At 44.4% G+C, this 24,168-nt stretch carries 21 protein-coding genes and 1 pseudogene; 14 read left to right on the top strand and 8 right to left on the bottom strand.

Going from position 1 to position 24,168, the window contains the following annotated elements:
- Positions 1–15: 15 nt before the first annotated feature.
- Positions 16–1,719, bottom strand: a complete 1,704-nt coding sequence (locus A5870_RS05550; protein ID WP_086292074.1) for a sensor histidine kinase — start codon at positions 1,717–1,719, stop codon at positions 16–18.
- Positions 1,716–3,239 (bottom strand): response regulator transcription factor, encoded by a 1,524-nt coding sequence (locus A5870_RS05555; protein WP_086292075.1) that lies wholly within the window; start codon positions 3,237–3,239, stop codon positions 1,716–1,718. Before A5870_RS05555 ends, A5870_RS05550 begins: the two co-directional genes overlap by 4 nt.
- Positions 3,240–3,407: 168 nt before the next feature.
- Here A5870_RS05555 and A5870_RS05560 point away from each other — a divergent pair, with 168 nt between their 5' ends.
- From A5870_RS05560 to A5870_RS05585, 6 genes and pseudogenes are all read left to right on the top strand, one after another.
- Positions 3,408–4,697 carry an ABC transporter substrate-binding protein gene (locus A5870_RS05560; RefSeq protein WP_086292076.1) on the top strand — a complete coding sequence of 430 codons (1,290 nt, stop codon included), beginning with the start codon at positions 3,408–3,410 and terminating at the stop codon, positions 4,695–4,697.
- Positions 4,698–4,758: 61 nt separating this feature from the next.
- Positions 4,759–5,634 carry a carbohydrate ABC transporter permease gene (locus A5870_RS05565; RefSeq protein WP_005225588.1) on the top strand — a complete coding sequence of 292 codons (876 nt, stop codon included), beginning with the start codon at positions 4,759–4,761 and terminating at the stop codon, positions 5,632–5,634.
- 2 nt (positions 5,635–5,636) lie between these two features.
- Positions 5,637–6,452: pseudogene (locus A5870_RS05570) on the top strand (carbohydrate ABC transporter permease); the annotation flags it as partial.
- Positions 6,453–6,492: 40 nt separating this feature from the next.
- Positions 6,493–8,685, top strand: a complete 2,193-nt coding sequence (locus A5870_RS05575; protein ID WP_086292077.1) for an alpha-galactosidase — start codon at positions 6,493–6,495, stop codon at positions 8,683–8,685.
- Positions 8,686–8,875: 190 nt separating this feature from the next.
- Positions 8,876–9,154: a (4Fe-4S)-binding protein gene (locus A5870_RS05580; RefSeq protein ID WP_170924025.1), complete on the top strand. Its 279-nt coding sequence runs from the start codon at positions 8,876–8,878 to the stop codon at positions 9,152–9,154.
- A complete protein-coding gene (locus A5870_RS05585) occupies positions 9,142–9,414 on the top strand; it encodes a GNAT family N-acetyltransferase (RefSeq protein ID WP_016613524.1) in 273 nt (90 codons plus the stop codon). Before A5870_RS05580 ends, A5870_RS05585 begins: the two co-directional genes overlap by 13 nt.
- Before the next feature lie 69 nt (positions 9,415–9,483).
- Here the strand turns inward: A5870_RS05585 and A5870_RS05590 are convergent, their stop codons facing one another.
- The 5 genes from A5870_RS05590 to A5870_RS05610 all read right to left on the bottom strand — a co-directional run bounded on the left by A5870_RS05590 (position 9,484) and on the right by A5870_RS05610 (position 15,036).
- Complete coding sequence (locus tag A5870_RS05590; RefSeq protein ID WP_010747846.1) at positions 9,484–11,238, bottom strand: ABC transporter ATP-binding protein; 1,755 nt, start codon at positions 11,236–11,238, stop codon at positions 9,484–9,486.
- Positions 11,235–12,965: an ABC transporter ATP-binding protein gene (locus tag A5870_RS05595; RefSeq protein WP_010747847.1), complete on the bottom strand. Its 1,731-nt coding sequence runs from the start codon at positions 12,963–12,965 to the stop codon at positions 11,235–11,237. The genes A5870_RS05590 and A5870_RS05595 overlap by 4 nt, the downstream gene beginning before the upstream one ends.
- A gap of 15 nt (positions 12,966–12,980) precedes the next feature.
- Positions 12,981–13,520, bottom strand: coding sequence for a GNAT family N-acetyltransferase (locus A5870_RS05600; RefSeq protein ID WP_080646972.1), 540 nt, complete (start codon positions 13,518–13,520; stop codon positions 12,981–12,983).
- A gap of 149 nt (positions 13,521–13,669) precedes the next feature.
- Positions 13,670–14,029, bottom strand: coding sequence for a hypothetical protein (locus A5870_RS05605; protein ID WP_010747849.1), 360 nt, complete (start codon positions 14,027–14,029; stop codon positions 13,670–13,672).
- Between the two features lie 74 nt (positions 14,030–14,103).
- Complete coding sequence (locus A5870_RS05610) at positions 14,104–15,036, bottom strand: helix-turn-helix transcriptional regulator (RefSeq protein WP_086292079.1); 933 nt, start codon at positions 15,034–15,036, stop codon at positions 14,104–14,106.
- A 77-nt stretch (positions 15,037–15,113) separates the two neighbouring features.
- Here A5870_RS05610 and A5870_RS05615 point away from each other — a divergent pair, with 77 nt between their 5' ends.
- The 8 genes from A5870_RS05615 to A5870_RS05655 all read left to right on the top strand — a co-directional run bounded on the left by A5870_RS05615 (position 15,114) and on the right by A5870_RS05655 (position 23,369).
- Positions 15,114–15,578: a VOC family protein gene (locus A5870_RS05615; RefSeq protein ID WP_074535065.1), complete on the top strand. Its 465-nt coding sequence runs from the start codon at positions 15,114–15,116 to the stop codon at positions 15,576–15,578.
- 193 nt (positions 15,579–15,771) lie between these two features.
- Positions 15,772–16,911 (top strand): LCP family protein, encoded by a 1,140-nt coding sequence (locus A5870_RS05620; protein WP_086292080.1) that lies wholly within the window; start codon positions 15,772–15,774, stop codon positions 16,909–16,911.
- A gap of 178 nt (positions 16,912–17,089) precedes the next feature.
- The gene (locus A5870_RS05625; RefSeq protein WP_086292081.1) at positions 17,090–18,004 is read left to right on the top strand and encodes a cation diffusion facilitator family transporter; all 915 of its coding nucleotides are present in this window, start codon (positions 17,090–17,092) and stop codon (positions 18,002–18,004) included.
- A 767-nt stretch (positions 18,005–18,771) separates the two neighbouring features.
- Positions 18,772–21,438: a cation-translocating P-type ATPase gene (locus tag A5870_RS05635; RefSeq protein WP_086292082.1), complete on the top strand. Its 2,667-nt coding sequence runs from the start codon at positions 18,772–18,774 to the stop codon at positions 21,436–21,438.
- A 209-nt stretch (positions 21,439–21,647) separates the two neighbouring features.
- Positions 21,648–22,055 (top strand): MarR family winged helix-turn-helix transcriptional regulator, encoded by a 408-nt coding sequence (locus A5870_RS05640; protein ID WP_034857624.1) that lies wholly within the window; start codon positions 21,648–21,650, stop codon positions 22,053–22,055.
- A gap of 14 nt (positions 22,056–22,069) precedes the next feature.
- Positions 22,070–22,705 carry a nitroreductase family protein gene (locus tag A5870_RS05645; RefSeq protein ID WP_008378805.1) on the top strand — a complete coding sequence of 212 codons (636 nt, stop codon included), beginning with the start codon at positions 22,070–22,072 and terminating at the stop codon, positions 22,703–22,705.
- A gap of 14 nt (positions 22,706–22,719) precedes the next feature.
- Positions 22,720–23,007: a putative quinol monooxygenase gene (locus A5870_RS05650; protein ID WP_086292083.1), complete on the top strand. Its 288-nt coding sequence runs from the start codon at positions 22,720–22,722 to the stop codon at positions 23,005–23,007.
- 2 nt (positions 23,008–23,009) lie between these two features.
- Positions 23,010–23,369, top strand: a complete 360-nt coding sequence (locus A5870_RS05655) for a DUF1304 domain-containing protein (protein ID WP_015509373.1) — start codon at positions 23,010–23,012, stop codon at positions 23,367–23,369.
- A gap of 132 nt (positions 23,370–23,501) precedes the next feature.
- Here the strand turns inward: A5870_RS05655 and A5870_RS05660 are convergent, their stop codons facing one another.
- Entirely contained in the window at positions 23,502–24,104 is a 603-nt protein-coding gene (locus tag A5870_RS05660; RefSeq protein ID WP_005225613.1) for an ECF transporter S component, read from the bottom strand.
- Between the last annotated feature and the right edge of the window lie 64 nt (positions 24,105–24,168).

Raw genomic sequence — 24,168 nt, forward strand, 5'->3', positions numbered from 1 at the left:
ATTTAATGAAAGAAATTACTCTGATTCCTCCCGTTGGATCGGCAGCAGCAAGCGAACGGTGGTTCCTTCGTTGATGCGTGATTCTACAGTCAATCCATATTTTTCCCCATAGAGCAGCTTGATACGCTGATCTATATTGTCTAAGCCAATACCCGAATAGTGTTCAAAGTGGTTGGCGGTGCTAGTTGGGTGCTCTTCATTGAACCCGATGCCCGTATCGATGATCTCGATTTTCAGGACTTCCTTACTGACGCGAGAAAAAATCTGGATCAATCCTGAATCCTCTTCGGGAAAGGCATGCAAGTAGGCATTTTCGATAATCGGTTGTAATATCATCTTCGGTACGAGAACATCTTCACAGCCATCTTCTGAAAAAATCGTCGATTGGATACGATTGCCATAACGTACGTTCATTAAAACGAGGTATTCTTCCACGATCGCTAGCTCATCCTTTAAAGGGACGATCTCTTTGCGGTTAAAGGTATGCCGCAACAATTGCACAAAACTTTCAATCGCTTGGGTGGCGGCTTCTTGTTCGTTTTGCCAGATCAAAAACTTGATAGCAGTCAATGTGTTGTAGACAAAATGCGGTTGGATCTGCATTTGCAGTGAACGAATCTCGAACTTGCGTTTTTCGGCTTCTGTAACCATTAAATGATCGACATAAGATTCCAAGTCCTCCAGCATCAAGTTATAGGCACGCCCCAATTCTCGCGTTTCATACGTCCCGTTGATGGTGACCTTGTCGCTGAAATCGCCTTGCGTGACCGCCGGCAGCTTGGCGATCAGCTGATAAATCGGTTGAGTGATGTTGCGGATGATCCAAAATGCCAGCAGACTAAAGAGTAAAATACTGACGACAGAAATCAAAAGAGCTGGCTTGATCAGATTCATATTGCGTACCAGATGCGATTCATCCAAAACATCATAAAAAGTAAAGTGATACGAATAAAGGGGCAGCTGATTGATGCTGGTATCTTTTTTGACCGTGATGAGACGATCCTCAAATGGCTTGCCTAAAAGGCTCAGATCAGAAGTGGAGAGAATTTGATTTTGCTCATTGACGATATAGATCGAGTGAAGACTGGTATCTAAGAGTTGACGATAGATCGAAGAAAAATCAGATTCCTTTAAGAAAATCAGGGCATAGCCGAAAATCGTTTCTTCTTTCATTAATTTGCGCACGTACATCAAGCCAGGGGAGTCGCTGGTGGAGGTACTTAAGCCTTGGTCCAAGAAATAATACTGACTGATGGCGTCATTGTCATTGATCTGCTGAACAAAGGCGCTGGCGAGAAACTCATCCACCGATTGATTGCGAACCGCATCGTTTTGAAAGAAAGTGCCCCCGTTGACCCCAATCAACACTAAATTCGAGGGGATGTCTTGAAACAAAGAGCGAGTGTCTTTTAATTGCTCGTTTAATTCTAAAATCGTACGCCCTTGATTCATGTCGCCTTCTAAGTAAGTTTCAACGGCTTTGCTTTCATCGACGATATCAAAAATCCGATGGATATTCTCGTTCAGACGCTCATAATCTTCTTGGATTTTTTCCAGCAGTAGATGATTGGAGCTTTGGTACGAGGCAACATAGGCATCTTTCGAACGACCATAGATCACGATGACGGTTAGCAGACAAACACTGATGACCCCGACGACAACAAAGAGGAAGATCCGACTGAATAATTCATTTTTCTGAATCCATTGGTTGATTTTCATAATTGATTCAACCGCCGATACTTCGATGGGGTGACCTGACATTCTTTCTTAAAGATGCGAGAAAAATAGCTGATATCTGAATAACCGACCGCTTCACTGATTTCAGATAGGTTCAGATCAGATTGTGTCAGTAGTTCTTTGGCTTTTTCCAAGCGGGTTTTCTTTACGTACTCAGAAAAGCTCATTTTCAGTTTCGCAGAAAGAAAAGCCGAAAGATAGGTGTAACTAAAGTGAAAGGTTTCAGCTAGTTCAGACAAAGACAGGCTTTTGGTGTAGTTGTCTTGAATAAAGCGCTGAATCGCAACGAGTAGATCATCTTCATCCAATGGTGATAAGGTCGTCAGCTGTTGACGAATATCATCAATGGTCGCCAACAACAAATCAGAAAAATCTTCCAAATACTGCACGTGACCGATGGCATGCAAAAATTCAGCTTTTAAGCGGCTAAAGCGTGGAGCAGTGGGGAATTCTTCTTCCAAGCGGGAAAGTAACGTGTAAAAAATACTGCTGGCCTGCTGTTTTAAGAATGTCGGATCGACATTGGATAAGATCATGTCATTGAAATATTCCTCGATTCTGGTGATTCCTAGCAAAAAGTTGTTGTCTAACAAAGCCCGTAAGAACTTCTTGGTATCAAAACGATCACTTTCAATGTACAAAAAGAGTTCTTGTTCTAGCACCAGCCGTTGTCGTTTATAAAAAAACGATTGTCCTTGGCTTTTGGCTTTAAGCGTCACAAAATGATCCCGTAACTGTTCAATCTTTCGAAAGGGCACACTGAGAGTAAAGAAGGCATCTGGCTCGGTAAAACGCAATTGCTCCAATGTTTCTTTCAAGGAGGAATAAACATCCGTTCCTTCTGGATAACTGATCACTAAGCCGGCATCTTTGTTACTGGTTTGAAAAAAGAGCGTCTTTACCTGCGGTTGTGATTGAGTAAATTCTGTCAACGCATGCAGCAGCTGATCATTGGCACGAAAGCCGCTAAAATTGGTGGTCAAAATTTGAGCTTGCTGTTGCGGCTGATCCAATGCAAGGTAGTCCGCCAAAGGAGCCAACGGTTCTTCATACCCTGCTAAATAGCGATTCAACGATTCTTGCAGTTGCGTCTCCTCAGTCACGGAGCCTTTTGTATGTGACAGCTTTTGTGAGATGTTGTGTAGCGTTTTCAACAAGAGTGTCGGTGTCAGTGTCGGTTTTAAAAGATAATCTACGGCACCATTTCTAAAAGACTGACTGACGTATTGGAAATCATCGTAGCTGCTCAAGACCAAAAAATGGACTTCTGGATATTGTTGTTGAATGATCGTTGTGAGTTGAAGACCGTCCATTTGTGGCATTTTCAAATCCGTGATCACGATGTCGGGATTCAGTTCATGGATCAGCGCCAATGCTTCTTGCCCGTTCGCTGCATCGCCTAAGAGACGGAACCCTTCTTGCTCCCAACGTATCATATGTTTCAATCCATCTCGGATCGTTGCCTCATCATCAACGACTAAGACCGTGCGTAAAATCGTCATGGTATCCCCCCTATATCTCTTCTTTATTATAAACGCTTTCAAAAAAGAAAGGTATTGTAACTTTTTTCTATTTTTGGACAAATTTAGTAAGCTCTTTCATATTCATTGAATACGGTTACAAAATCAGTGTATAGTTAGCCATGTAAATAAAAGGAAAGAGGGATAAAAATGAAAAAACTACTTGCATCGATGGTAACGGTGGCTGCAGTGCTGACTTTGGCGGCTTGCGGAAATAGCAACACAAGCTCTGGTGATTCCGGCGAGTCCTCAAACAAAGTCACGGTCTGGGCATGGGATGAGACCTTCAACATCAAGGCAGTCAATGAAGCCAAAAAAGTGTATGAAAATCAAGATGTCGATGTGGAAGTCGTGACGATGTCGCAAGATGATATCGTCCAAAAATTAAATACGAGTCTGGCATCTGGAAATACGGACGGACTACCAAATATCGTTTTGATCGAAGACTACCGCATTCAAGGATACCTTTCTTCTTATCCAGATGCGTTTAGTGATCTAACGGATATCGTGAATGAGGAGGATTTCTCCAGCTATAAATTTGCGGTCAATAAAGTCGACGATGTCATTTATGGGGTGCCATTTGACAGTGGCGTCGCAGGACTATTTTACCGCACAGATTATTTGACCGATGCAGGCTATGAGCAAGCGGATCTCCAAGATATTACCTGGGATGATTTTATCAGCATTGCCAAAGATGTCAAAGAAAAAACGGGTCACGCTATGATGTCGTTAGACCCAAGCGATCTTGGCTTGGCTCGAATCATTATGCAATCGGCAGGCGAATGGTATACCGGTGAAGATGGCTCCACCGTGACCATCAAAGACAATGAATCCTTCAAAGCCGGTCTAACTGTCTTGGCAACATTGTTGAATGAAGGCTTAGTTGAACAAGTTTCTGATTGGGATGGCGGGGTCAATGCCGTTCAATCGGGGAATGTTGCTTCTGCCCCAACCGGTGCGTGGTATTCTAGCACAATTCAAGGGGCTGAAGATCAAAGCGGCAAATGGGCGATCGCTCCAATCCCATCTATCGCTGGCAACAGCAATTCAGTCAATGCTTCCAGCATCGGTGGAGCTGGCTGGTACGTGATCAAAGGGGTTGACGGTGAAGAAAATGCCAAAGACTTTTTAGCCAATACCTTTGCTTCAAACAAAGAATTGATGGGTACATTAGCTACCGAGATCGGTTTGGTTTCAACCATGAATGCTGCAGAAGAAACGGAAGAATATACGTCGGGTCTTGATTTCTATGGCGGTCAAAAAGTCTTCCAAGATTTCTCTCAATGGTCACAAGAAATTCCAGCCGTGAACTACGGCAATCACACCTATGCCATTGAATCCGTCTTGACTGAAAGCTTGCAACGAGTGATCAACGGTGAAGACATCGATAAAGTATTAGAAGAAGCACAATCACAAGTGGAAGCACAAATTGCAAACTAATCGAACAACTTTGCAGAAACTCGTGAGCGATCGCGAGTTTCTGTGTTAAGGGGGAATTACAATGAAAAACAAAACAAAAAATTGGTTTGCAAACGGCAATGCCTTTATTACCTTACCCGTCATTTTGATCACGATGCTGGTCTTTATTCCGATGGTCTCGGCATTGTTCACGTCATTCCAATCAGGACCACCAACAGCGATGACCTTTAACGGTCTTGGCAACTATCAGCGGATGTTGAGCGACTCAACATTTAAAAAAGCCTTTGGCAATACGTTTTTATACTTATTAGTCCAAGTTCCGATCATGCTCTTTTTGGCGCTGATCGTATCGAACATATTGAATGACAAAAAATTGAAGTTTAAAGGGTTGTTCCGCACCGCCTTGTTCTTACCATGTATCACATCCTTGGTTTCTTATTCCTTGATCATGAAAAGTCTCTTTTCGGCAAACGGGTTAGTCAATAACTTTTTGACGCAGCTACACCTGATCGATGCACCGATCCAGTGGTTGACGGATCCTTTTTGGGCAAAAGTACTGATCATTTTTGCCATCACCTGGCGTTGGACCGGCTACAATATGATCTTTTTCATCTCAGGCATGCAAAATATCGATCCAAGTATTTATGAAGCGGCAGAGATCGATGGCGCTTCAAAATGGGATCAATTCTTCAAAATCACGATTCCCAACTTGCGTCCAATCATCCTATTTACCACGATCACTTCAACGATCGGTACGCTGCAATTATTCGATGAAGTTCAAAATATCACTGGCGGTGGACCAGCCAATGCTACGACGACCTTGTCACAATACATCTACAATTTAAGTTACAAATTCACGCCAAACTTTGGGTATGCTGCCGCGGTTTCCTTTGTCATTGTGATCGCGATCGTGATCCTATCGATCATCCAAACGAAAATAGGAGGAAAAGAAAATTGAAAACAATCTCACTCACTTTAAAATACGTCTTTCTGGCGATTTTGGCTTTCATCTCCATTTTTCCATTTGTTTGGATGATCCTAGGGATGACCAATCAAACCTTTGATATCGTTGCTGGAAAAATCATGATTGGCGATCAGTTGGTCATCAACTTCCAAAATCTCTTTTCTTCTGATTTGAATTTTACTCGGGCATTAGGCAATTCCGCAGTGATTGCCGTGATTACGACCGTCTTTGCGCTGTTGTTCTCCTCCATGGCAGGGTATGGCTTTGAGATTTATCGAACGAAAACCAAAGACCGCATCTTTAATATTCTACTGCTGTCGATGATGGTGCCTTTTGCCGCTCTAATGATCCCGCTCTATCGGATGTTCAGCAAGCTTAGCGGCACACCGATCGGGATCAATACCTTCGCTGTCGTGATTTTGCCCTCGGTCTGTACCGCCTTTTTGATTTTCTTTTTCCGCCAAAACATCAAGGCATTCCCTAGAGAATTAGTCGAAGCTGCTCGGATCGATGGCTTGAATGAACTGAGTATTTTCTTTAGAGTCTACATGCCTACGGCTAAAAATACCTACGCAGCTGCCGCGATCATTACGTTTATGGGCAGCTGGAACAATTATTTATGGCCATTAGTTGCCCTGCAATCACCAGACAAACGGACCGTTCCACTGGTTCTTTCAGCAATGGGTGCTTCTTATACACCTGACTATGGCATGATGATGTGCGGCATCGTGATCGCCACACTGCCGACGGCCATCATTTTCTTCGTTTTACAAAAACAATTTGTCCAAGGGATGCTGGGATCCGTGAAATAAGCGGGACATCAGCAAACAAATACAAAGTAGAGGGTACGATATGATTCTTTTTGACAAACAATTAAACGTCTTTCATTTAAGCAACGATCAAATCAGCTATCTCTTACAGATAGAGGAAGGGGGCAATGTGGCGCACCTTTATTTTGGGAAGAAAATCGCCCATTATTCTGGTGGCTATCGCTACCCACGCCTTGATCGGTCCTTTTCACCTAATCCCCCAGACAGCAGCGATCGGCTTTTTTCATTAGATACCTTGATGCTGGAGTTTCCTGGTAATGGTTTCGGGGACTTTCGAGAAGCTGCCTATACGATTCGCCAGTCTGACGGCAGCCGAGTCAGCCATTTTGTCTTTAGTGATTACCAGATTCAACAAGGCAAACCAGCCTTAGCAGGATTGCCTCAGACCCATGGGGCCGACGACGGCGTCGAAACACTGATTCTGTCCTTAAAAGATGGCGTGGCGGGACTCGAACTGCAGCTGTTTTACACGATTTTTGAGGATGCGGCAGTGATCGTCCGCTCTAGTAAAGTGATCAACCACGTAAACCAGCCTGTTACCATCGAACAGCTAGCGAGTCAAGCGCTGGATTTTCCTAACCGGCCCTTTGATTTGATCCACTTGCCGGGGGCGTGGGCGAAGGAACGTCAAGTGACCCGAGAACCCATCCATCGCGGCATCAAGCGTTTAGACAGCAAGCGGGGTTCCAGCAGCCATCAGCAAAATCCTTTTGCTGTCTTGCTGGAACCTAATGCTACGGAGTTTGCTGGGGAATGTTTTGGTTTTAGCTTGCTGTATAGCGGCAACCATGAAACCATCATCGAAAAAGATCCTTATCAACAAACCCGTGTGATCATGGGGATCAACAGCTATCAATTTGCCTGGCAATTGCCGCCAACTGAAAGCTTTCAAGCCCCAGAAGCCGTGATTGCTTATAGTGAGGCTGGCTTGAACCAGCTGTCAGCCACCTATCATGATTTTTATGATGAGCATTTGATTCGGGGCAAATACAAAAAGCAAGAACGGCCGATCCTAATCAATAACTGGGAAGCAACGTACTTTGATTTCAATGAAGAAAAGCTGGATGCCCTCGTTGATGAAGCCAAGGAGCTGGGAATCGAACTATTTGTTTTGGATGACGGCTGGTTTGGTCAGCGAGAAGATGACCAAACCTCATTAGGCGATTGGTTTGAAAACGAAGGCAAGCTAGCTTCTGGCTTGGCAGGATTTGCCCAAAAAGTCCATGACAAAGGGCTGCAATTCGGGCTTTGGCTGGAACCAGAAATGGTTTCGGGCGACAGTGAACTGAACCGACAACACCCTGATTGGCTGTTACAAGTACCAAATCGCAAGCCGGCGCTAAGCCGCAGTCAGTATGTGTTGGACTTTTCTCGACAAGATGTCAGAGACCATCTCTATCAGCAATTATCCCAACTGTTTGATACGGTTGCCATCGACTATATCAAATGGGACATGAACCGCAGTCTGTCGGATGTCTATTCCTTGCTCCTCGATCCTGCCCAGCAAGGGGAGGTCGCGCATCGCTATCTGCTGGGCTTGTACGAGTTCCTCGAGAAACTGACCACTGCCTATCCAACGATCCTGTTTGAAGGCTGTTCTGGTGGCGGCGGGCGCTTTGATGCTGGCTTCTTGTATTATATGCCGCAGATTTGGACCAGCGACAACACCGACGCCATCGCCCGCCTGAAGATCCAATACGGAACCAGTCTGGTCTATCCGCCATCCACCATGGGTGCGCATGTCTCGGCGATCCCGAACCATCAGACCCAACGGGCAACGGATCTAGCGATTCGCGGCAATGCTGCGATGTCCGGCTTGCTTGGCTATGAGCTTGATTTGACACAACTGACAGCAGAAGAAAAAGCACAGATCAAAGAACAAATCACTTTTTATAAAAAACATCGGCGCCTGCTGCAGTTGGGCCGCTTTGTTCGACTACTCAGCCCTTATGAAGGCAATGACGCCGCCTGGCTGTATGTTTCTCCAGATAAAAAAGAAGCGATCGTCTTTTACTTCCGAGTCTTAGCCGAAGCCTCTGCACCATTGGTTACTTTAAAGCTGGCTGGTCTTGATCCTGACCTCACCTATCAAAGTGGGGGAGAGAGCTTCGGTGGCGATGAATTGATGCAACTCGGGTTGTATATCGATCCTCATTTAGCCGGGGATTATGCCACGCAGCGGTTTCATTTTGTTGCAAAAGCACCTCATGAATAAAAAAAGCGTCCTGTCAAAGTAGCAAGTTTTGACGGGGCGCTTTATTGTGTTAACGCAAGCTTTTAATTAATGATCGGCAACTGAGAGGCTATTTTAGAACAAATGATTTATTTTTTTCTCGAGAAGTCGTATGATGAAGGAGGAGGCAGGCAGTTTGCTTCTGACAATCAGTAAGAGGAGGGTGTTCAACATGGACGAACAGCCACTAGCAAATGAAACAGAAGAAGGGTTGATCGCTGCAGGATATCGGAAGTATCGTGGCGAAGCGATCGATATTTATTACAACAAAGAGATCTGCACCCACAGCGGTAATTGTGTGCGGGGCAATCCCGCCATTTTTGAAGTTGGACGGCGTCCCTGGGTGATTCCTGATAATGGGGAAGCAGCCCAAGCGGCACAAGTGATCCAAACTTGCCCCAGCGGTGCATTAAAGTATGTGTTAAAGGAGGAACAATCATGGAAATCTTAGAAGAAAATGCTCGATTTGTGTTAAAAGACGGTGACAAAGAAATCGGTGAAATGACCTGGTCGGAAGCGGGTGAAACGCGCTTGATCATTGATCATACCTTTGTCGATCCTGCCTATCGGGGGCAAGGATTGGCAGAAAAATTAGTGGCAAAAGGGGTGGAAAAAGCCCGCAAAGAACAAAAGAAAATCATTCCTTTGTGTCCCTTTGCCAAAAAAGAATTTGAACGCAAACCAGAATATGCCGATGTTTGGAACCAATAAATCAACCAAAACAACCCCCGCCAACTCAAGAGTCTTTCTTTGAGCTGGTGGGGGTTGTTGTATGGATGATCAATGTTGGAATTGAGCATGGTACAGGCGATAGTAATAGCCTTGTTCTGCCAGTAATTCTTCATGGGTTCCTTGCTCCACGATTTGACCGGCATCCATTACAAGGATCTTGTCTGCTGCTCGAATCGTTGATAATCGATGGGCGATCACAAAGCTGGTTTTGCCTTCCATCATTTTCAAGAAAGCATCTTGGATTTTTTTCTCAGTCAGAGTATCAACCGAACTGGTTGCTTCATCCAAAATTAGCATTGGTGGGTTGCTGATCATCGTGCGGGCGATCGTCAAGAGCTGCCGTTGCCCGTCAGAGATCTTGATCCCTTGATGACCGATCGGTGTATCTAGTGTTTCTGGTAAGCGCATCACATACTCATACATATAGGCATGCTTTAAGGCATCATAGATTTCTTCATCTGTGGCAGTGTCATTGCCGTATTGCAGGTTTTCTCGTAAAGAGGCATCAAAGAGCCACGTATCCTGCAAGACCATTCCGAAGCTTTGCCGTAATTCTTCTCGTTTCAACTGACGAATATCGGTGCCATCGATCTTGATTGCCCCTTTATCGACATCATAGAAACGCATCAATAAATTGACCAACGTCGATTTACCAGCACCAGTTTTTCCGACGATCGCGACGGTTTCTCCAGGTTTTGCGGTAAAAGTGAAATCTTCAATCAATTTTTGACCAGGATCATAAGCAAAAGAAACCTCCTCAAAGGCAATCTCGCCTTTGATCTCACCCAGTGATTGAGATTCTTGGTCATCGGCTGTTTCTGGCTCTTGATCCAATAGCTCAAAGGTTCTTGAAAGTCCAGCTAATGCCGTTTGGATCTGGGTGGTAATTCCCGACAATTCAATGAATGGTTTCGAAAACTGACTGGAGTAGATCGTAAAGCTGGAGATCACCCCAACCGTGACAGCACCTGAACCAGAAAAGTAAAGCAGACCGCCGACAAAGCCGACTGACAGATACGCCAAGTGATCGACGAATCGTGAAAGGGGATTGGTCAAAGAAGAAGAAAACTGTGCTTTTTGCCCCCGGACATTCAATTCTTGGTTGATCGTTTCAAAACGGTTTTGGTTGATGGTTTCTCGATCAAAGGCTTTGACGATTTTTTGATTGCCGATCATTTCCGTAACAAAGCCAGAAATTTCGCCGACGATTTCTTGTTGGCGAGCAAAATGCGATTGAGACGTTCGTGCCACGATCCAGTTGACCAAAAAGATGATCGGGGTCGAAACCAATACGACCAACGTTAAGGGCACACTCATTTGCAGCATGACGACTAAGGCGATCAAGACGACCGAAATACCAGAGAACAACTGGTTAAAGACTGCAGCGACGGCAATGGAAATATTGTCCATGTCGTTGGTAAAGCGACTGACGATGTTGCCGTGGGAGTTTTGGTCATAATAGCGCAACGGCAATGTATTGAGATGGGCAAAGCCTTTTTTACGCAAATCGGCGACGGATAAATACGCCACGCGGTTGCCTAGTCGCTGGATTAACCATTGACTGACCACAGTCACTAAAACCACTCCGGCAAACAAAAGCAAAATACGATAGAGGGCGCTGAACTGCACTTGATCGGCACCTATCAGCTGATCGACGGCTTGACCGATCTGATACGTCATATAAACCGAGGAAACACCAGCAGCGATCCCGAGGACAACTGCTGCCCAAGTTTCCTTCGCGTAGGCAGTCAAATAAGGGAGGTAGCGACGAAAGGCCGACCAATCGAATGATTTCTTTTTCATGCTTCTTCCTCCTCTGCCTGTGATGCCACGATTTCTTGGTATTCTTTTGACGTTGCCAGTAGCTCTTCATGGGTCCCTTTGCCTACCAAATTCCCTTGGTCTAAGACCAAGATCTGCTGCGCATCTTGGATGGAGCGTACCCGTTGGGAGATGATGATGACCGTACCACGAATGCTTTCTTTTAAAGCCATCCGCAAATCAAGATCGGTTTGATAGTCAAGGGCGCTTAGAGAATCATCCAAAATCAAGATATCTGGTTTAGCGATCAATGCTCTGGCAATCGTTAACCGTTGTTTTTGTCCCCCAGAAAAGTTCTTGCCGCCTTCAAAAATCGGGGTATCCAGTTGCTGCGGCAAGGCTTCAACGAAGTCGCGGCTTTGAGCGATTTCTAGTGCTCGCCAGCACTCTTCATCGGTGGCATCTTTTTTGCCCCATTGCAAGTTTTCTCGAATCGTTCCCGTAAACAGCACGGCGGTTTGAGGCACCATGGCGATTTTTTGGCGTAATTGCTGTAAAGGCCATTTCCGCACATCGTGCCCGTCAACGATCACTTTGCCATCAGCCACATCGTAGAAGCGGGGGATCAATTGGGTCAAGGCAGATTTCCCACTCCCGGTTGGTCCAGTGATACCTAAAATAGACCCCGGCGCGACTTGGAAATCAATGTTTTTCAAGGCTAATCCGTATTCTTTTGAAAAGCGGAAATCAACGTGCTCAAAGCGAATCGCTCCGACGTTGTTTTTCGGCTGATCCATAAAGACTTCTGAAAGCTCATCGCCGATCGACGGCTCAGTGGCTAACACTTCATTGATCCGTGAACCAGATGCTGCGGCACGGGTAAAGATGATCACTAAGTTGGAAACCACGATCAACGCTAAGAGCATTTGATTCATGTAATTGACCAGTGCCAATACTTGTCCTTGCTGCAAATTGCCAATATTGACCTTGAATCCACCGATATAAAACAACGCGATAATGCCGACATTCATGATCAAGGTGGTGGCAGGCGTCAATAAAGCAGAGAGATTTGTGACCCGTAAATAGACATCACTTAAATCATCAGTTGCTTTATCAAAGCGTTTCGTTTCCGTTTTTGTGCGGGCAAAAGCACGAATCACCCGAATCCCGCTTAAATTTTGACTCACTAGTTCGTTCAATTCGTCGAGATGAATTTGAACTTTCTTATATAATGGCACGGTTTTGGCGATGATCCAGAATAAGACGATACAAAAGAGCGGTAAGACGAGTAGGAAAATCAAGCCAGCTTGCCAATCAATGACAAAGGCCATAATCACGGAACCGATACTTAAGAAGGGCGCACGGACCACTAGCCGAATCAGCATTGCCAAAGCAATCTGCATCTGGTTGATGTCGTTGGTCATTCGGGTGATCAAGGTATCCGTCCCGAATAAGTTTAGTTCGCTATGGGAAAGGGTGTTGATTTTTTTCATCAAGCGATTGCGTAGTTCCGTCCCGAAGCCTTGAGAAGCGACGGAAGCATAATATTGACAGATGACGGCACAGATCATGCCTACCACGGACATCACGATCATCCAGATCGTCATTTCAACGACCTTCGACCAATTGTTTTGCCGTAACCCCTCATCGACTAAAGCGGCCATCTGCAAAGGCAGGACCAATTCAAACACCGCTTCTAAAAATTTGAAAAACGGACCAAGAATAATCTGTTTGCGATAATCCTTGGCATAGCGTAACAAGCTAATCATAAAAAACCTCCTAAATTATTTCGGATGAGCAGGATGTTCACTGGCCAAACAGGCAAAAACCAAACTATCGGTCCATTCCCCCTTGTTCCACCAGTCTTGGATAAAATGTGCTTCTTGGCGTAATCCAATGCGTTGGCAAAGCTTAGCTGAGGCCTGATTGCGGGCGTCTAGCGTCGCTTGGACCCGATGGATCTTCTGACTGGCAAACAACCAGCCCAACAATTCTTTCAATGCTTCTTGAGCAAACCCTTGTCCGCCAAATGACGGATGGAAGGCATAGCCGATTTCAACGGAAGACGGCTGACCAGTAGACCACACCGACAAATCGCCGATGACCGTTTGATCGTGTAGTACTGCCAAAGAAAGACCTGTTTGGTCCGCCAAGGTGTGCTGTTGGCATTTTTTGGAAAAAGCCGCAGCTGCCGTTTCTGTCTGCCAAGGCTCATGAAGTAAGAATCGGCAGACTTCCGCTTGCCGATAAATAGCAAAGGTATCGGCAAAATCACTTTCTTGAAACGGACGAAGCAGTAAACGTTCACTTGCAATAAAACCTATAACAGCCTCCATTTCTTTAGGGACATCTTACCATAGAACGAAATAGCCGAAAACATCCCTTGAAAAATCTATTCATTTTCTTGCAAAAAAAATGTAAATCACTTGAAAAGTATTTTTCTAGGAAACGAACCTTGCCAGTTGCTGCTCATTTACCACGACTGCCAGCGGGCAAGAAAGGTTTTTTGCCAATCTCCCAAGGGCAAGATCACTCGCTGCATTTGAAAACGGTAGGTTTCCCCTTTATAAGTAAAGCGAATCGGGACGAGCATTCCTACAATAGGATCTTTGTGCTGTTTTTTCAGCTCAGCAAGCGGTATGCTTTTGTGCTGCACGACTTTTGTCGAGAAAAGATTCAACGCCAAAATCGTCAAATGCTGATCATCCAAGACGAGCAGGCTACGGCTGGTGATGGCGTTGAAGGACTGCCATTTTGCATAGCCGATGGCAGCCCCTTCTGTCCTATAGGGGGCAGCCAATGCTTGGAAGGTTTTTTTATTTAAAAGAAACATAGGTAGAAAACTCCTTATCAATTAGAATCAGTTTCGGTGCAAGCAAGCAATCAATAATCAATGCAGGAAAGCGGTCAGTCCGTTGCAAATGGCTGCAGCATCCGCCGAACGTTTTCAGTATACGCTTGTTTGAGGACTAACGGGTGGATTTCTTTGATGGTTGGACCAAATTGCAAGAGAAAATCAGCCAGAAAACCCAGCTCATTGTCGGCAATGTGTCCCTCTAAGCAAAGCTCGCTTGAACGTTCCACCACTGCCATGTCAGGATATTTTTCTTGCCACAAGCGTTCCTTTGCCGATAGATCAAAGCGGATGTGATAGCCCAGTGTTTGTGTCAACACTTGTTGCTGCAGCTGTTTTTCAGCTAACTGCTGCAAGGTATAGCCTGTTTTTTCAGTCGGAGCAAGTCCCTGCATTGCATCACAGCGATAGCGGCGAAAAGCCTGCTTTTGACAGTCATAGGCCAAACAGTACCAGTAGCCAGCACGAAAATTCAGCTGATAGGGCTGAACGATTTTGCTCGTTTTTTGATAACGCTGATAGCTAAATTGGATGACCTGTTCTTGTACGATCGCTGAAAAAAGCGCTGAGAGGATCGGCGCACTCGTCAATTGAGGCACCCCTTGAAACGAAACCACCGTCTCCATTTTTTCTAACCACTCGGTGTCTCCTTGATAAAAAGACTGCAACAATTTTCGCCGTAACCCTTGATAGCTCCGATCAAAAGGAGAATCGGTTAATTTTTGTAAGAGCTGCAAAGCAAAGAAAAGGGTATACCGTTCATTTTTATCAAAGTACAACGGAGTCAGTTGATTTTTCAAAATCTGATAGCCGCCATAACGACCGGTTTCTACTACGAGAGGCAAGCCCAGCTCTTCCAATGATTGGACATCACGGACGGCTGTACGTTTGGAAATTGCGAAGGTTTCCATCAAATCGGCTAGATGAAAAGTGGTTTTTCCTTGTAAATACAATAGTTCCTGTGTTAAGCGTTCTGATTTTTTCATTTCTTTCTCCAATGGTGCCAAGTTTTGGCAATATTCACAGTTACACTTATGGTAACAAGAAAAGGAGGAACCAACAAATGATCGAACCAAAAATCGCTTTGTTTTTAACCTTAGACGGCAAAGCCCAAGAAGCCATTCAATTTTATCAAGAAACACTAGACGCAACCCTCTTATTTGCCATCACCAACCAGGAGTATCGTGAGAGACTTGATCCAACGCTGGAGATTCTTGCGGGACAAGAACAGTATCTTTCTCACTCCATCCTACAGATCGGAGATTTCCAGTTGCAGCTGGCAGACAATCCACTAGTTGAAGGAGAGACGATTCAGCGAGGCAATCACTTGTCACTGAGTTTGACGCTAGCGGAGAGCCAAATAGCTCAGAAGCTTTATCAACGATTGATGCAAAAAGGCAGTCAGACGATCCAAGCACCAAGTGAGAATGCTTTTGCGTTTTTTTATGCAAGTGTTCGCGATCCATTTGGTGTAATTATTCAGCTGACTGTCGAAAAAGAAGTTGATCCATCCAAAAAGGGGGAATGAAAAAACTCGTTTTTTAATAAAATATCCATAGAAGTTGACTATTTATCTAAGTTTCTTTCAATCCCAGAATTATTTTTAAGGAATGTTTAAAGGACTTCACAGAAAAAGAATAAAACTTCTTAAAAAAATAGGCGGATCGTAAAAATTCTGGTACAATCGGGGAGAGCAATTCAGGAGAAATGAAGGAGGCACTATGGATAGAAAGACGAGATATAAACAGCAAAGAGCCCACAAAGCGCGCAACAAACGCGTGATTATTGGAGGAATCTTTCTTTTCGCCATTGCAGGCATCGTTTTATTTGCCGGCTATACGTATTATGCAGCAAAAAATTCAGTGGATAAAATGTTTAAAGAATCCGCTGTGATCAGCTCTAATAAAAGTAAACAGGACAACTCATTAAAAGCTTCTGACGTGAATTCAAAGTTTGGGATCTTGTTAATGGGTGTTGATAATGATGCGGAACGTGAAAAGACAGAACATTTGGACAGTGCCCGTACCGACAGTTTGATTTACATGGTGTACGATGGCGAAAACAAGAAAATCGATATGGTCAGTCTCCCTCGAGACATTTGGACCAACATTTATGATGGAACAGGAACCGGGACGATTGCTGCTACCGCCAAGATCAATAGTGCATTCACGATTGGTGAGGAAGACGCAACGATTGAAACAGTCCAAAACTACCTGCAATTGCCAATTGACTATTACGTAAACATCAATTTTACCAGTTTTGAGAAAATCATCGATGCCATCGGAGGGATCACTGTTGATGTGCCTTACGACATCAACAAGAAATATACTTCAGACAACACGGGAGAAACATTGATTCCAGAAGGTCGTCAATTGTTGAACGGTGAACAAGCCTTGATCTTTGCCCGCATCCGTAAAATGGATACCGATGTGGATCGAGGAAATCGTCAGCAAGAAGTTATTGAAGCAGCGATCCACCAAGCTTTGAAAATCAACAATGTCACCAAGTACCAAGAAATCTTAGACTCAGTCAGCGAAGACGTGAATACAAACTTTAAGTTTGAAGACTTAGTATCTTTAGCAGGCAATATGTTGTCTGGATTCGATATTCAAAAACATACCTTTGAATGGTACGATGGGGAATCTTATGATGGACAATCGATCGTATATATTCAAGATTATTCTTACAATGAAATTCGTAACGATATGTTGAAAGCATTAGGTCAAGCGCCAGCAGATACACAAGCAGATGCGAATACAGAAGCCCAAACCGGCGTAGGTACCGATACAGGAACCGAAACAGGTGCAGGAACTGGCGACGGATACGGCTCGGAAGTCGTTGATGACGGAACCGGCTATTAATCAAGAGAAAAAAGTCAGGAGCGATCCTGACTTTTTTTTGTGCCCGCAGTCCTTTTTAACCCTGAGTGAACACAAGGTCAGACCCGCAAGCCACTTTCGTTTTCATCTAGGAAGTGCAGTGCTATGCTTAAGAAAAGAGACAGCTTGTTACAGCGAGTTCGACACCGAAGGAGGAACCATGATGGAAAAACAGCAAGGACAAAAAGCCCGTAGAATCGTTTTGCTGACCCATGTCTTAGGGTTGATCATGAAAGCCATCGGCTACTTCTTTAGCGGCAGTGCTGTCTTGATGAACGAAAGTATCCATAGTCTGATCGATTGCATCAATCAAGGACTTCTAGCCATCGGTGAAAACCGAGCACAGCGAGGGCGTAGTGAACTGCATCAATTTGGTGAAGGACGAGCAACCTATTTTTTTAGTACTGTAGTTGCCATGACAGTTTTTTTAGGTGGTGGGATTTTAGCGGTTGTTGAAGCCAGCCGTGATCTACTAGACCCAACCCATGAAGTGGAACAGCTCCAGCTGGTGGCAGCGATCTTATTTGTCAGTTTGTTCATTGAAGTGACAGCTGTTCAAGAGGGATGGCAAGAAGTCAAAGAACAAAACAAGCAAAACCAGCCCCTCATCCGTTTCTTAAAAGAAAGCCGCGATTCCGATCTGCTTTTAGGCTTCACGGAAAATTTGTTTGCTTTAGGTAGTGTGACGATCGCCATCGCAGGAATCTTATTGACCGCATTGACGGATAATCCGATATTTGATTCCCTCGGCGGCATTTTAGGTGGATTGTTGCTGATTGCTGCTGCTGTCTTTTTAGCCAAAGAATTTTATAGCCTCTTGATTGGAGAAGGCGCTTCTGCTTCTGATTTAATGGCGATCAAACGAATTTTAGCCGACCCTGCCATCATCCAAATCAAAGATTTGCGAACCCTCCATCTAAGTCCAGAAGAACTTTTGATCGTCGCCGACCTTGCCTTGAAGCTAGGACCCGAAGAACCAAGCGTATTTATCGATACCATCGAACAGCGGATCAAACAGGCTTTGCCTGATCTGCGAGTCTATTGCTACATCGAGAGTGAGGAAGTTCCCTCTTAAATTAGAATAGATACGAAGTATTCCTCGGTTGGTGATTTATCATTCAAACGAGGAATGCTTTTTTGGGGTATTGGCGTGCTTGTTTTATATGAACACAATGGATCAATGGCTTGTTTTGCTTCAACCTTTTCTGGCGATCAGGAAGGAGAATGTCAGCGAGAGGTCGTAATTCAATTGTTTTTTTAGCAATAAACACTTTTTTTGTTCAAAAGTTTGTTGTTTTTTGTTAAAATAAAGTAAGGACAGCAAGCGTTCTCTTTTTAAAGTTATTTTTTTGCTAGAGTTGTAACATTGTAAATCACAACATAGCAAAAGCTTAGATTATTAAGAAAACACCGAAACGAGTACCTGTTTGGCATTACTGACATGCTGCCCAATCGTCACCAAAAGCGGTGGTGCTAATTTTGTTACGACTGTTTTTTTTACACCACTTGTGAAGCAAAATCCTTTGCGAACATCTTCATCCATGATAGGTTAGAAGTAGGCCGAATGGTTTTTTCACAAAGTACGTACATAGAAAGATCACTTGCGACGATTAAAAGAAGCGACTTCATTGCTCGCAAAATGATCGATGCTCAACACACATACCTTTTCCCTCAGCCAGTCAACCTGCGCTTGCTTTTCTTATTGGTTATATTCCCTTCATTCAGCGATCGCCTGAACCGATTCAAATCAAAAAATGACTGTGCAAGGTATCTGTACCGATTTATCCCTTCAGAAACGTGGAAACCCTCGGCAAGAAGTTTACAATTTAAAGGAGGAATTTGATGGAAAAATTTTACCAGCAAAAGACTGAAGAGACCTTGAAACATTTTGAAAGTGACCGCAAGCAAGGCCTAAGCGGGAAAGAAGCCGACAAACGCTTAGAAAAATACGGAGAAAACACGATCCAGCAACAAGAATCCCTTTCTGTATGGGAATTGCTGTGGCATAACTTGAACAACTTGATTGTTTATTTATTGCTAGCAGCTGCGTTACTCTCTTTTGCGATGGGGGAAACGATTGAAGGAATTGCAGTATTGATTGCCGTGGTGATTGCTGTAATGACAGGTTTTATCACAGAATTACGAGCACAAAAATCAATTGATTCTCTTCAAAGCATGATTTACACTACCGCAAAAGTGATTCGTGATGGAGAAGTAATGGAGATCGAGTCGGCAAAAATCGTTCCAGGCGATATTCTCGTTCTGGAAGAAGGGGATGCCATTGCGGCAGATGCCCGCTTACTTGAAACGAGCAACTTTGCCTGCATCGAATCAGCGCTGACCGGTGAGTCAGAAGCTGTTGAAAAAGATGCACGAGAAACCTATGAAGAAGATGTTCCACTAGGCGATCGCCGCAATGTCGTTTTCGCAGGAACTGCGGCAACTCGGGGAAATGCCTATGCTGTAGTGACAGAAACCGGTATGAAGACCGAGGTCGGAAAAATCAGTGACATGCTGACGGGTGACAAAAAGCGTCAAACGCCGTTAGATATCGAATTGGACAAGCTAGGAAAAGCAATCATTATTGCCGCGCTTTTTGCTGCGGTGGCAGTTTTGATCGCTGGGGTCTTGACGAATCAACCATTTGTCGAAATGATCCATATCTCGATTATTTTGGCGGTCGCAGCGATACCTGAGGCAATGCCAGCTGTTTCGACGATCACATTGTCCCGAGGCATGCGGACGATGGCCGAGCATAAAGCACTGGTCAAATCGTTATCAGCTGTTGAGACCCTGGGCGCCACCAGTATCATTGCCAGTGACAAAACGGGGACGCTGACAGAAAACCAAATGACGGTTGCTGAGATCATTTTAGGTTCAGGAGAAATGTTCAAAGTAACAGGAAATGGATATGAACCCAACGGAAAATTTTACAAGGCAGACTCGGAGGATGAAACCGAGATCGATGCAGCCAATCATGATGCGCTGCAAGGGATGATCGAAAACGGTGCTTTATGTACCACCGCTACTTTACGTGAAAACGAAGGGCAATACGAGATCCTCGGTGATCCAACAGATGGGGCGTTCGTCGTTTTAGGTCAAAAAATCGGCATTGATCGCCAAAAAGAGCAGGACAGCGGGCTGAAGAAAATCGCAGAAATGCCCTTTGATTCCGACAACAAATACATGGTGACCGTGTATGAAGGAAAGCACAGGACATTGATCATCAAAGGGGCACCAGATGTCTTGATTGATTTAGCCGATGCTGATGCCAAAGAAAAAGAACAGCTTCATGAATACAATGACACGTTAGCCAGTCATGGGCAGCGGGTGATCGCTGTCGGTTGCATCAAGGATTATCAAGGTGGAACGGACGAAGCAGAGCTGAAAGCAGCACTACAGGAAATCAAGATCCAAGGCTTTGCGGGCATCGTCGACCCGCCGCGAACAGATGTCAAAGAAGCAGTGAAGGTCGCACAAGAAGCGGGGATCCGAGTGAAAATGATCACGGGGGACCATCCGAAGACGGCATCCATGATCGCCAAAGAAATTGGCTTAAAAGACCATGAAAAAACCATGACGGGTCGTGAGATCGATGAATTGGCAGGGCAAGAAGGCTTTAACGAAAAAATCGAAGAAGTCGCTGTCTTTGCTCGAGTTTCACCAAAAAATAAATTACAGCTTGTGGAAGCGTTGCGTGAAGAAGGCGATATCGTTTCAATGACTGGCGATGGGGTCAACGATGCACCAGCACTCAACGGCGCCGATATCGGGATCGCCATGGGGATTCGGGGGACAGAAGTAGCCAAAGAATCTTCCGATATGATTTTGACGGATGACCGTTTTGGAACGATCGTCGATGCTATCAAAGAAGGACGCATCATTTTTGACAACATCAAAAAATATGTTTCCTTCCTGTTCTCTTGTAATATGGTTGAGATCGTGACGATCTTTCTAAGTGTCATTTTCTTGATGCCCATGCCGATCCAACCGCTGCATATCCTTTTCTTGAATCTAGTCATCGATATTGCTCCAGCCATGGCATTAGCCTTTGAACCAGCTGAAGACGACATTATGAAGCGCCAGCCCCGCACAAAAGCGGATGGCCTCGTTAACAAGCGTTTCTTAGGACGCATTATTTTAAGTGGGGTCGTGATTGGTTTGGTGGCGTTTGGCTTCTTCAACTTCCTGATGCTGACGGATCACGAGTTGCTTTATGCACAAACAGCAACCTTTACCTTTATGGCAGTGGCGCAATTGATGCATATTTTCAACGTTCGTAAAAGCAGCGGCTTTGGTTTAGACAAAACCCTCTTGAAAAACAAACCATTGATGGGGGCATTGCTCCTTTCCGTCGGCTTACAGCTTTCAGCGGTCTATGTACCGTTTATGAATGAGCTATTGGATACGATGCCGATTCAAGCTGGCACGTGGGGCATTATCTTCGCAGCAGCAGCGATCTCTACACTGATCGTGATGGGCTTGAAGAAACTCTTCCAATTAAAATAAAATAAATTCTACCGTATTTTCTCAATACTGGAGTAACGAAGATCCGCAGCCTGCTGGTGTACCTTCATCAAAGAATTTCTGATTCGATTCTTGATGAGGTTCGCCTAGCTGCGGGTCTTTTTTGCTTACTCTTTACAAGCAAAAGAAAATGATTTATACTTGACTAGTCAACAGTTGACAAGTCAATGATGAAAGGAGCGGTTTATGCAATGAATTTACGTGAGCTAAGCGGATTGCTGTATCGGATGAAAATCGTGAATCAAGAATTAACGGCGATCTTTGAAAAAGAGACTGGCTTTAGTCTGACCCGTTATCAGTTGCTGCAGTTTTTGAATGAGCAAGGACGCTGTACCCAAAATCAAGTACAGAATGAATTGAAGATCGATAGTGCAGCGGTCACGCGGCATTTGAAGATTCTCGAAGAAAAACAATTTGTGACACGGGAACGAAACAAAGACAATAACCGCGAGATTTTTGTTTCTTTGACACCGAAAGCACAAGCCGATTTGGCTAGTTGTGCTTCAAAGCATGCCAGCTCTGAGGAGTCGTTAGGCATCAATTTGACCGAAAAAGAAGAAGCACAGCTTCTAACATTACTTATGAAATTAGTTCCATGAAAGAAGGCAAACCCATGACAGAATATAGCAATAACAATTTTTCAGAGATCACCTTTGGCCGAAAATCGGTTCGTGTCTATGATGAAACATACAAAATCCCCCATGAAGAAATGTTGACCATGATCCAAGAGTCAACGACAGCACCTTCCTCAGTCAATATGCAGCCTTGGCGCTTTGTCGTTGTGGAAAGCGACGAGCAAAAAGCAAAATTGAAACCATTAATTCGTTTCAACGTCCGTCAAAATGATACCTCTTCTGCAATGGTCTTGATTTTTGGCGATATGCTTTGTCATGAACTTGGGGAAGAAATTTATAACAAAGCAGTAGCAGAAGGCAAAATGCCAGCGGAAGTACGTGACCAACAATTAGCAGCGATCATTCCGCATTACGAAAATCTTACAAAAGAACAAATGAATGATGTGGTGAAGATCGACGCTAGTTTAGCAGCGATGCAATTTATGTTAGTTGCGCGGGCGCATGGCTATGAAACCAACCCAATCGGCGGCTTTGAAGCAGATCAATTAGCCGAAGCTTTTGGCTTAGACAAAGAACGTTATGTTCCTGTCATGATCCTTTCAGTCGGAAAAGCCAAAGAATTAGGCTATGAATCCGTTCGGTTAGACGCAGAACAAATTACGACATTTCTATAAGAGGAGGGAAAACGATGGAAATCATCAATGCAACGTTTTACATCAAAGAAGAAAAGCGGGCAGATTTTTTAGCCGCTGTTACGCCATTATTAGCATCGGCGAGAGCTGAGGAAGGCTGCCACGGCTATCATCTCTATGAATCATTGGAAGAGAACAATCGGTTTGTCATGGTCGAAAAATGGGCGAATCAAGAAGCGATCACCGCCCACAATCAAAACCCGCTGCTGCAACAATTATTCCAACAAATGCCTGACTTTACAGCCAAACCGAGCGAGATCGTTGTCGCTCAGCAAGGAGAATAAAGATGACGATTTTATCGACGATTTTGATTGTACTGGTTGCCTTAGAGTTTTTCTATATTCTCTATTTAGAAACATTTGCCACTACGTCCAAAGCAACAGCGCGGGTCTTCAACGTGACGAAAACAGAGCTTGAACGACCGATCGTCGTGACCTTGTTCAAAAACCAAGGGGTTTACAATGGGCTGATCGGTTTGGGGCTACTGTATAGTATTACCTTTGCTTCAGCGCCATTGGAAATCAGTCGCTTGCTGTTGATCTACATTATCTTAGTAGCTGCATATGGCAGTGTAACTAGCGACAAGAAAATTATTTTGACCCAAGGCGGTCTAGCGATCCTTGCCTTGCTGTCCACCTTTTTTTAACCAATAAAAGAAGAAGTCCCCCGATCGAAGAAAGCTTTTCTATACAATAGAAGCTTTCTTCGATCGGGGGCTTTTAATGTTTGGGCAAAGAGTACTCAGAACGTGAAAAAAATGATAGGATAAGAGAAGGGACTAACGATTTTCTGGACGTAAGCTGGTTGCTGCAAATAAGGCTTTTACTAGAATGGGTGTTAAGATCGCAGCTGTGATCACCTCAGAGATTCCATTCGTTACAGCAATTCCACCGAGGGTCACGAATAAAGCCGAAGCATCGACACCATAGGTAGTGGCAACTAAGCCAGTATACAAGGTTCCCATTAACGTTAAGACCAAAACTGTATTGGTGATGGTCCCAAAGATTGCGGCAACAATCGAAGCAGCGACGACTTTTTTGGTCTTTTTGTAAATGATCGTAAACAAGAGACCAGCCACTAAGCCAACCAATACACGGGGAACCACCGAGATGATTGGGTTGGTGAAAACAGCAATGTCTAAGGGCGTTGTCGGAGAGGTAAACGCACGGATCATGGTGAAAATCCCCCAGACTAAGCCGATGAACATCCCGTCTTTTGTCCCTAAAACGATGGCAGCGACGATCACCGTGATATGGATGATCGTTAAACTAGTGATACCGATCGGAATAAATCCAAGGAAAGGCACCATCGTCTGTAAAATAATAATAGCAGTCAAAATGGCACGAATGACAAGGCGATAGGTTTTGCTTTTTGTATTCATTGTAAAAACTCCTTTTTTATAATGACACTCGTGTCATTTTTAAGTTAGGTTGATTATACAACAA

This window comes from Enterococcus sp. 2G9_DIV0600 (assembly GCF_002140615.1).
GTDB classification, from domain to species: Bacteria; Bacillota; Bacilli; order Lactobacillales; family Enterococcaceae; genus Enterococcus_D; species Enterococcus_D innesii.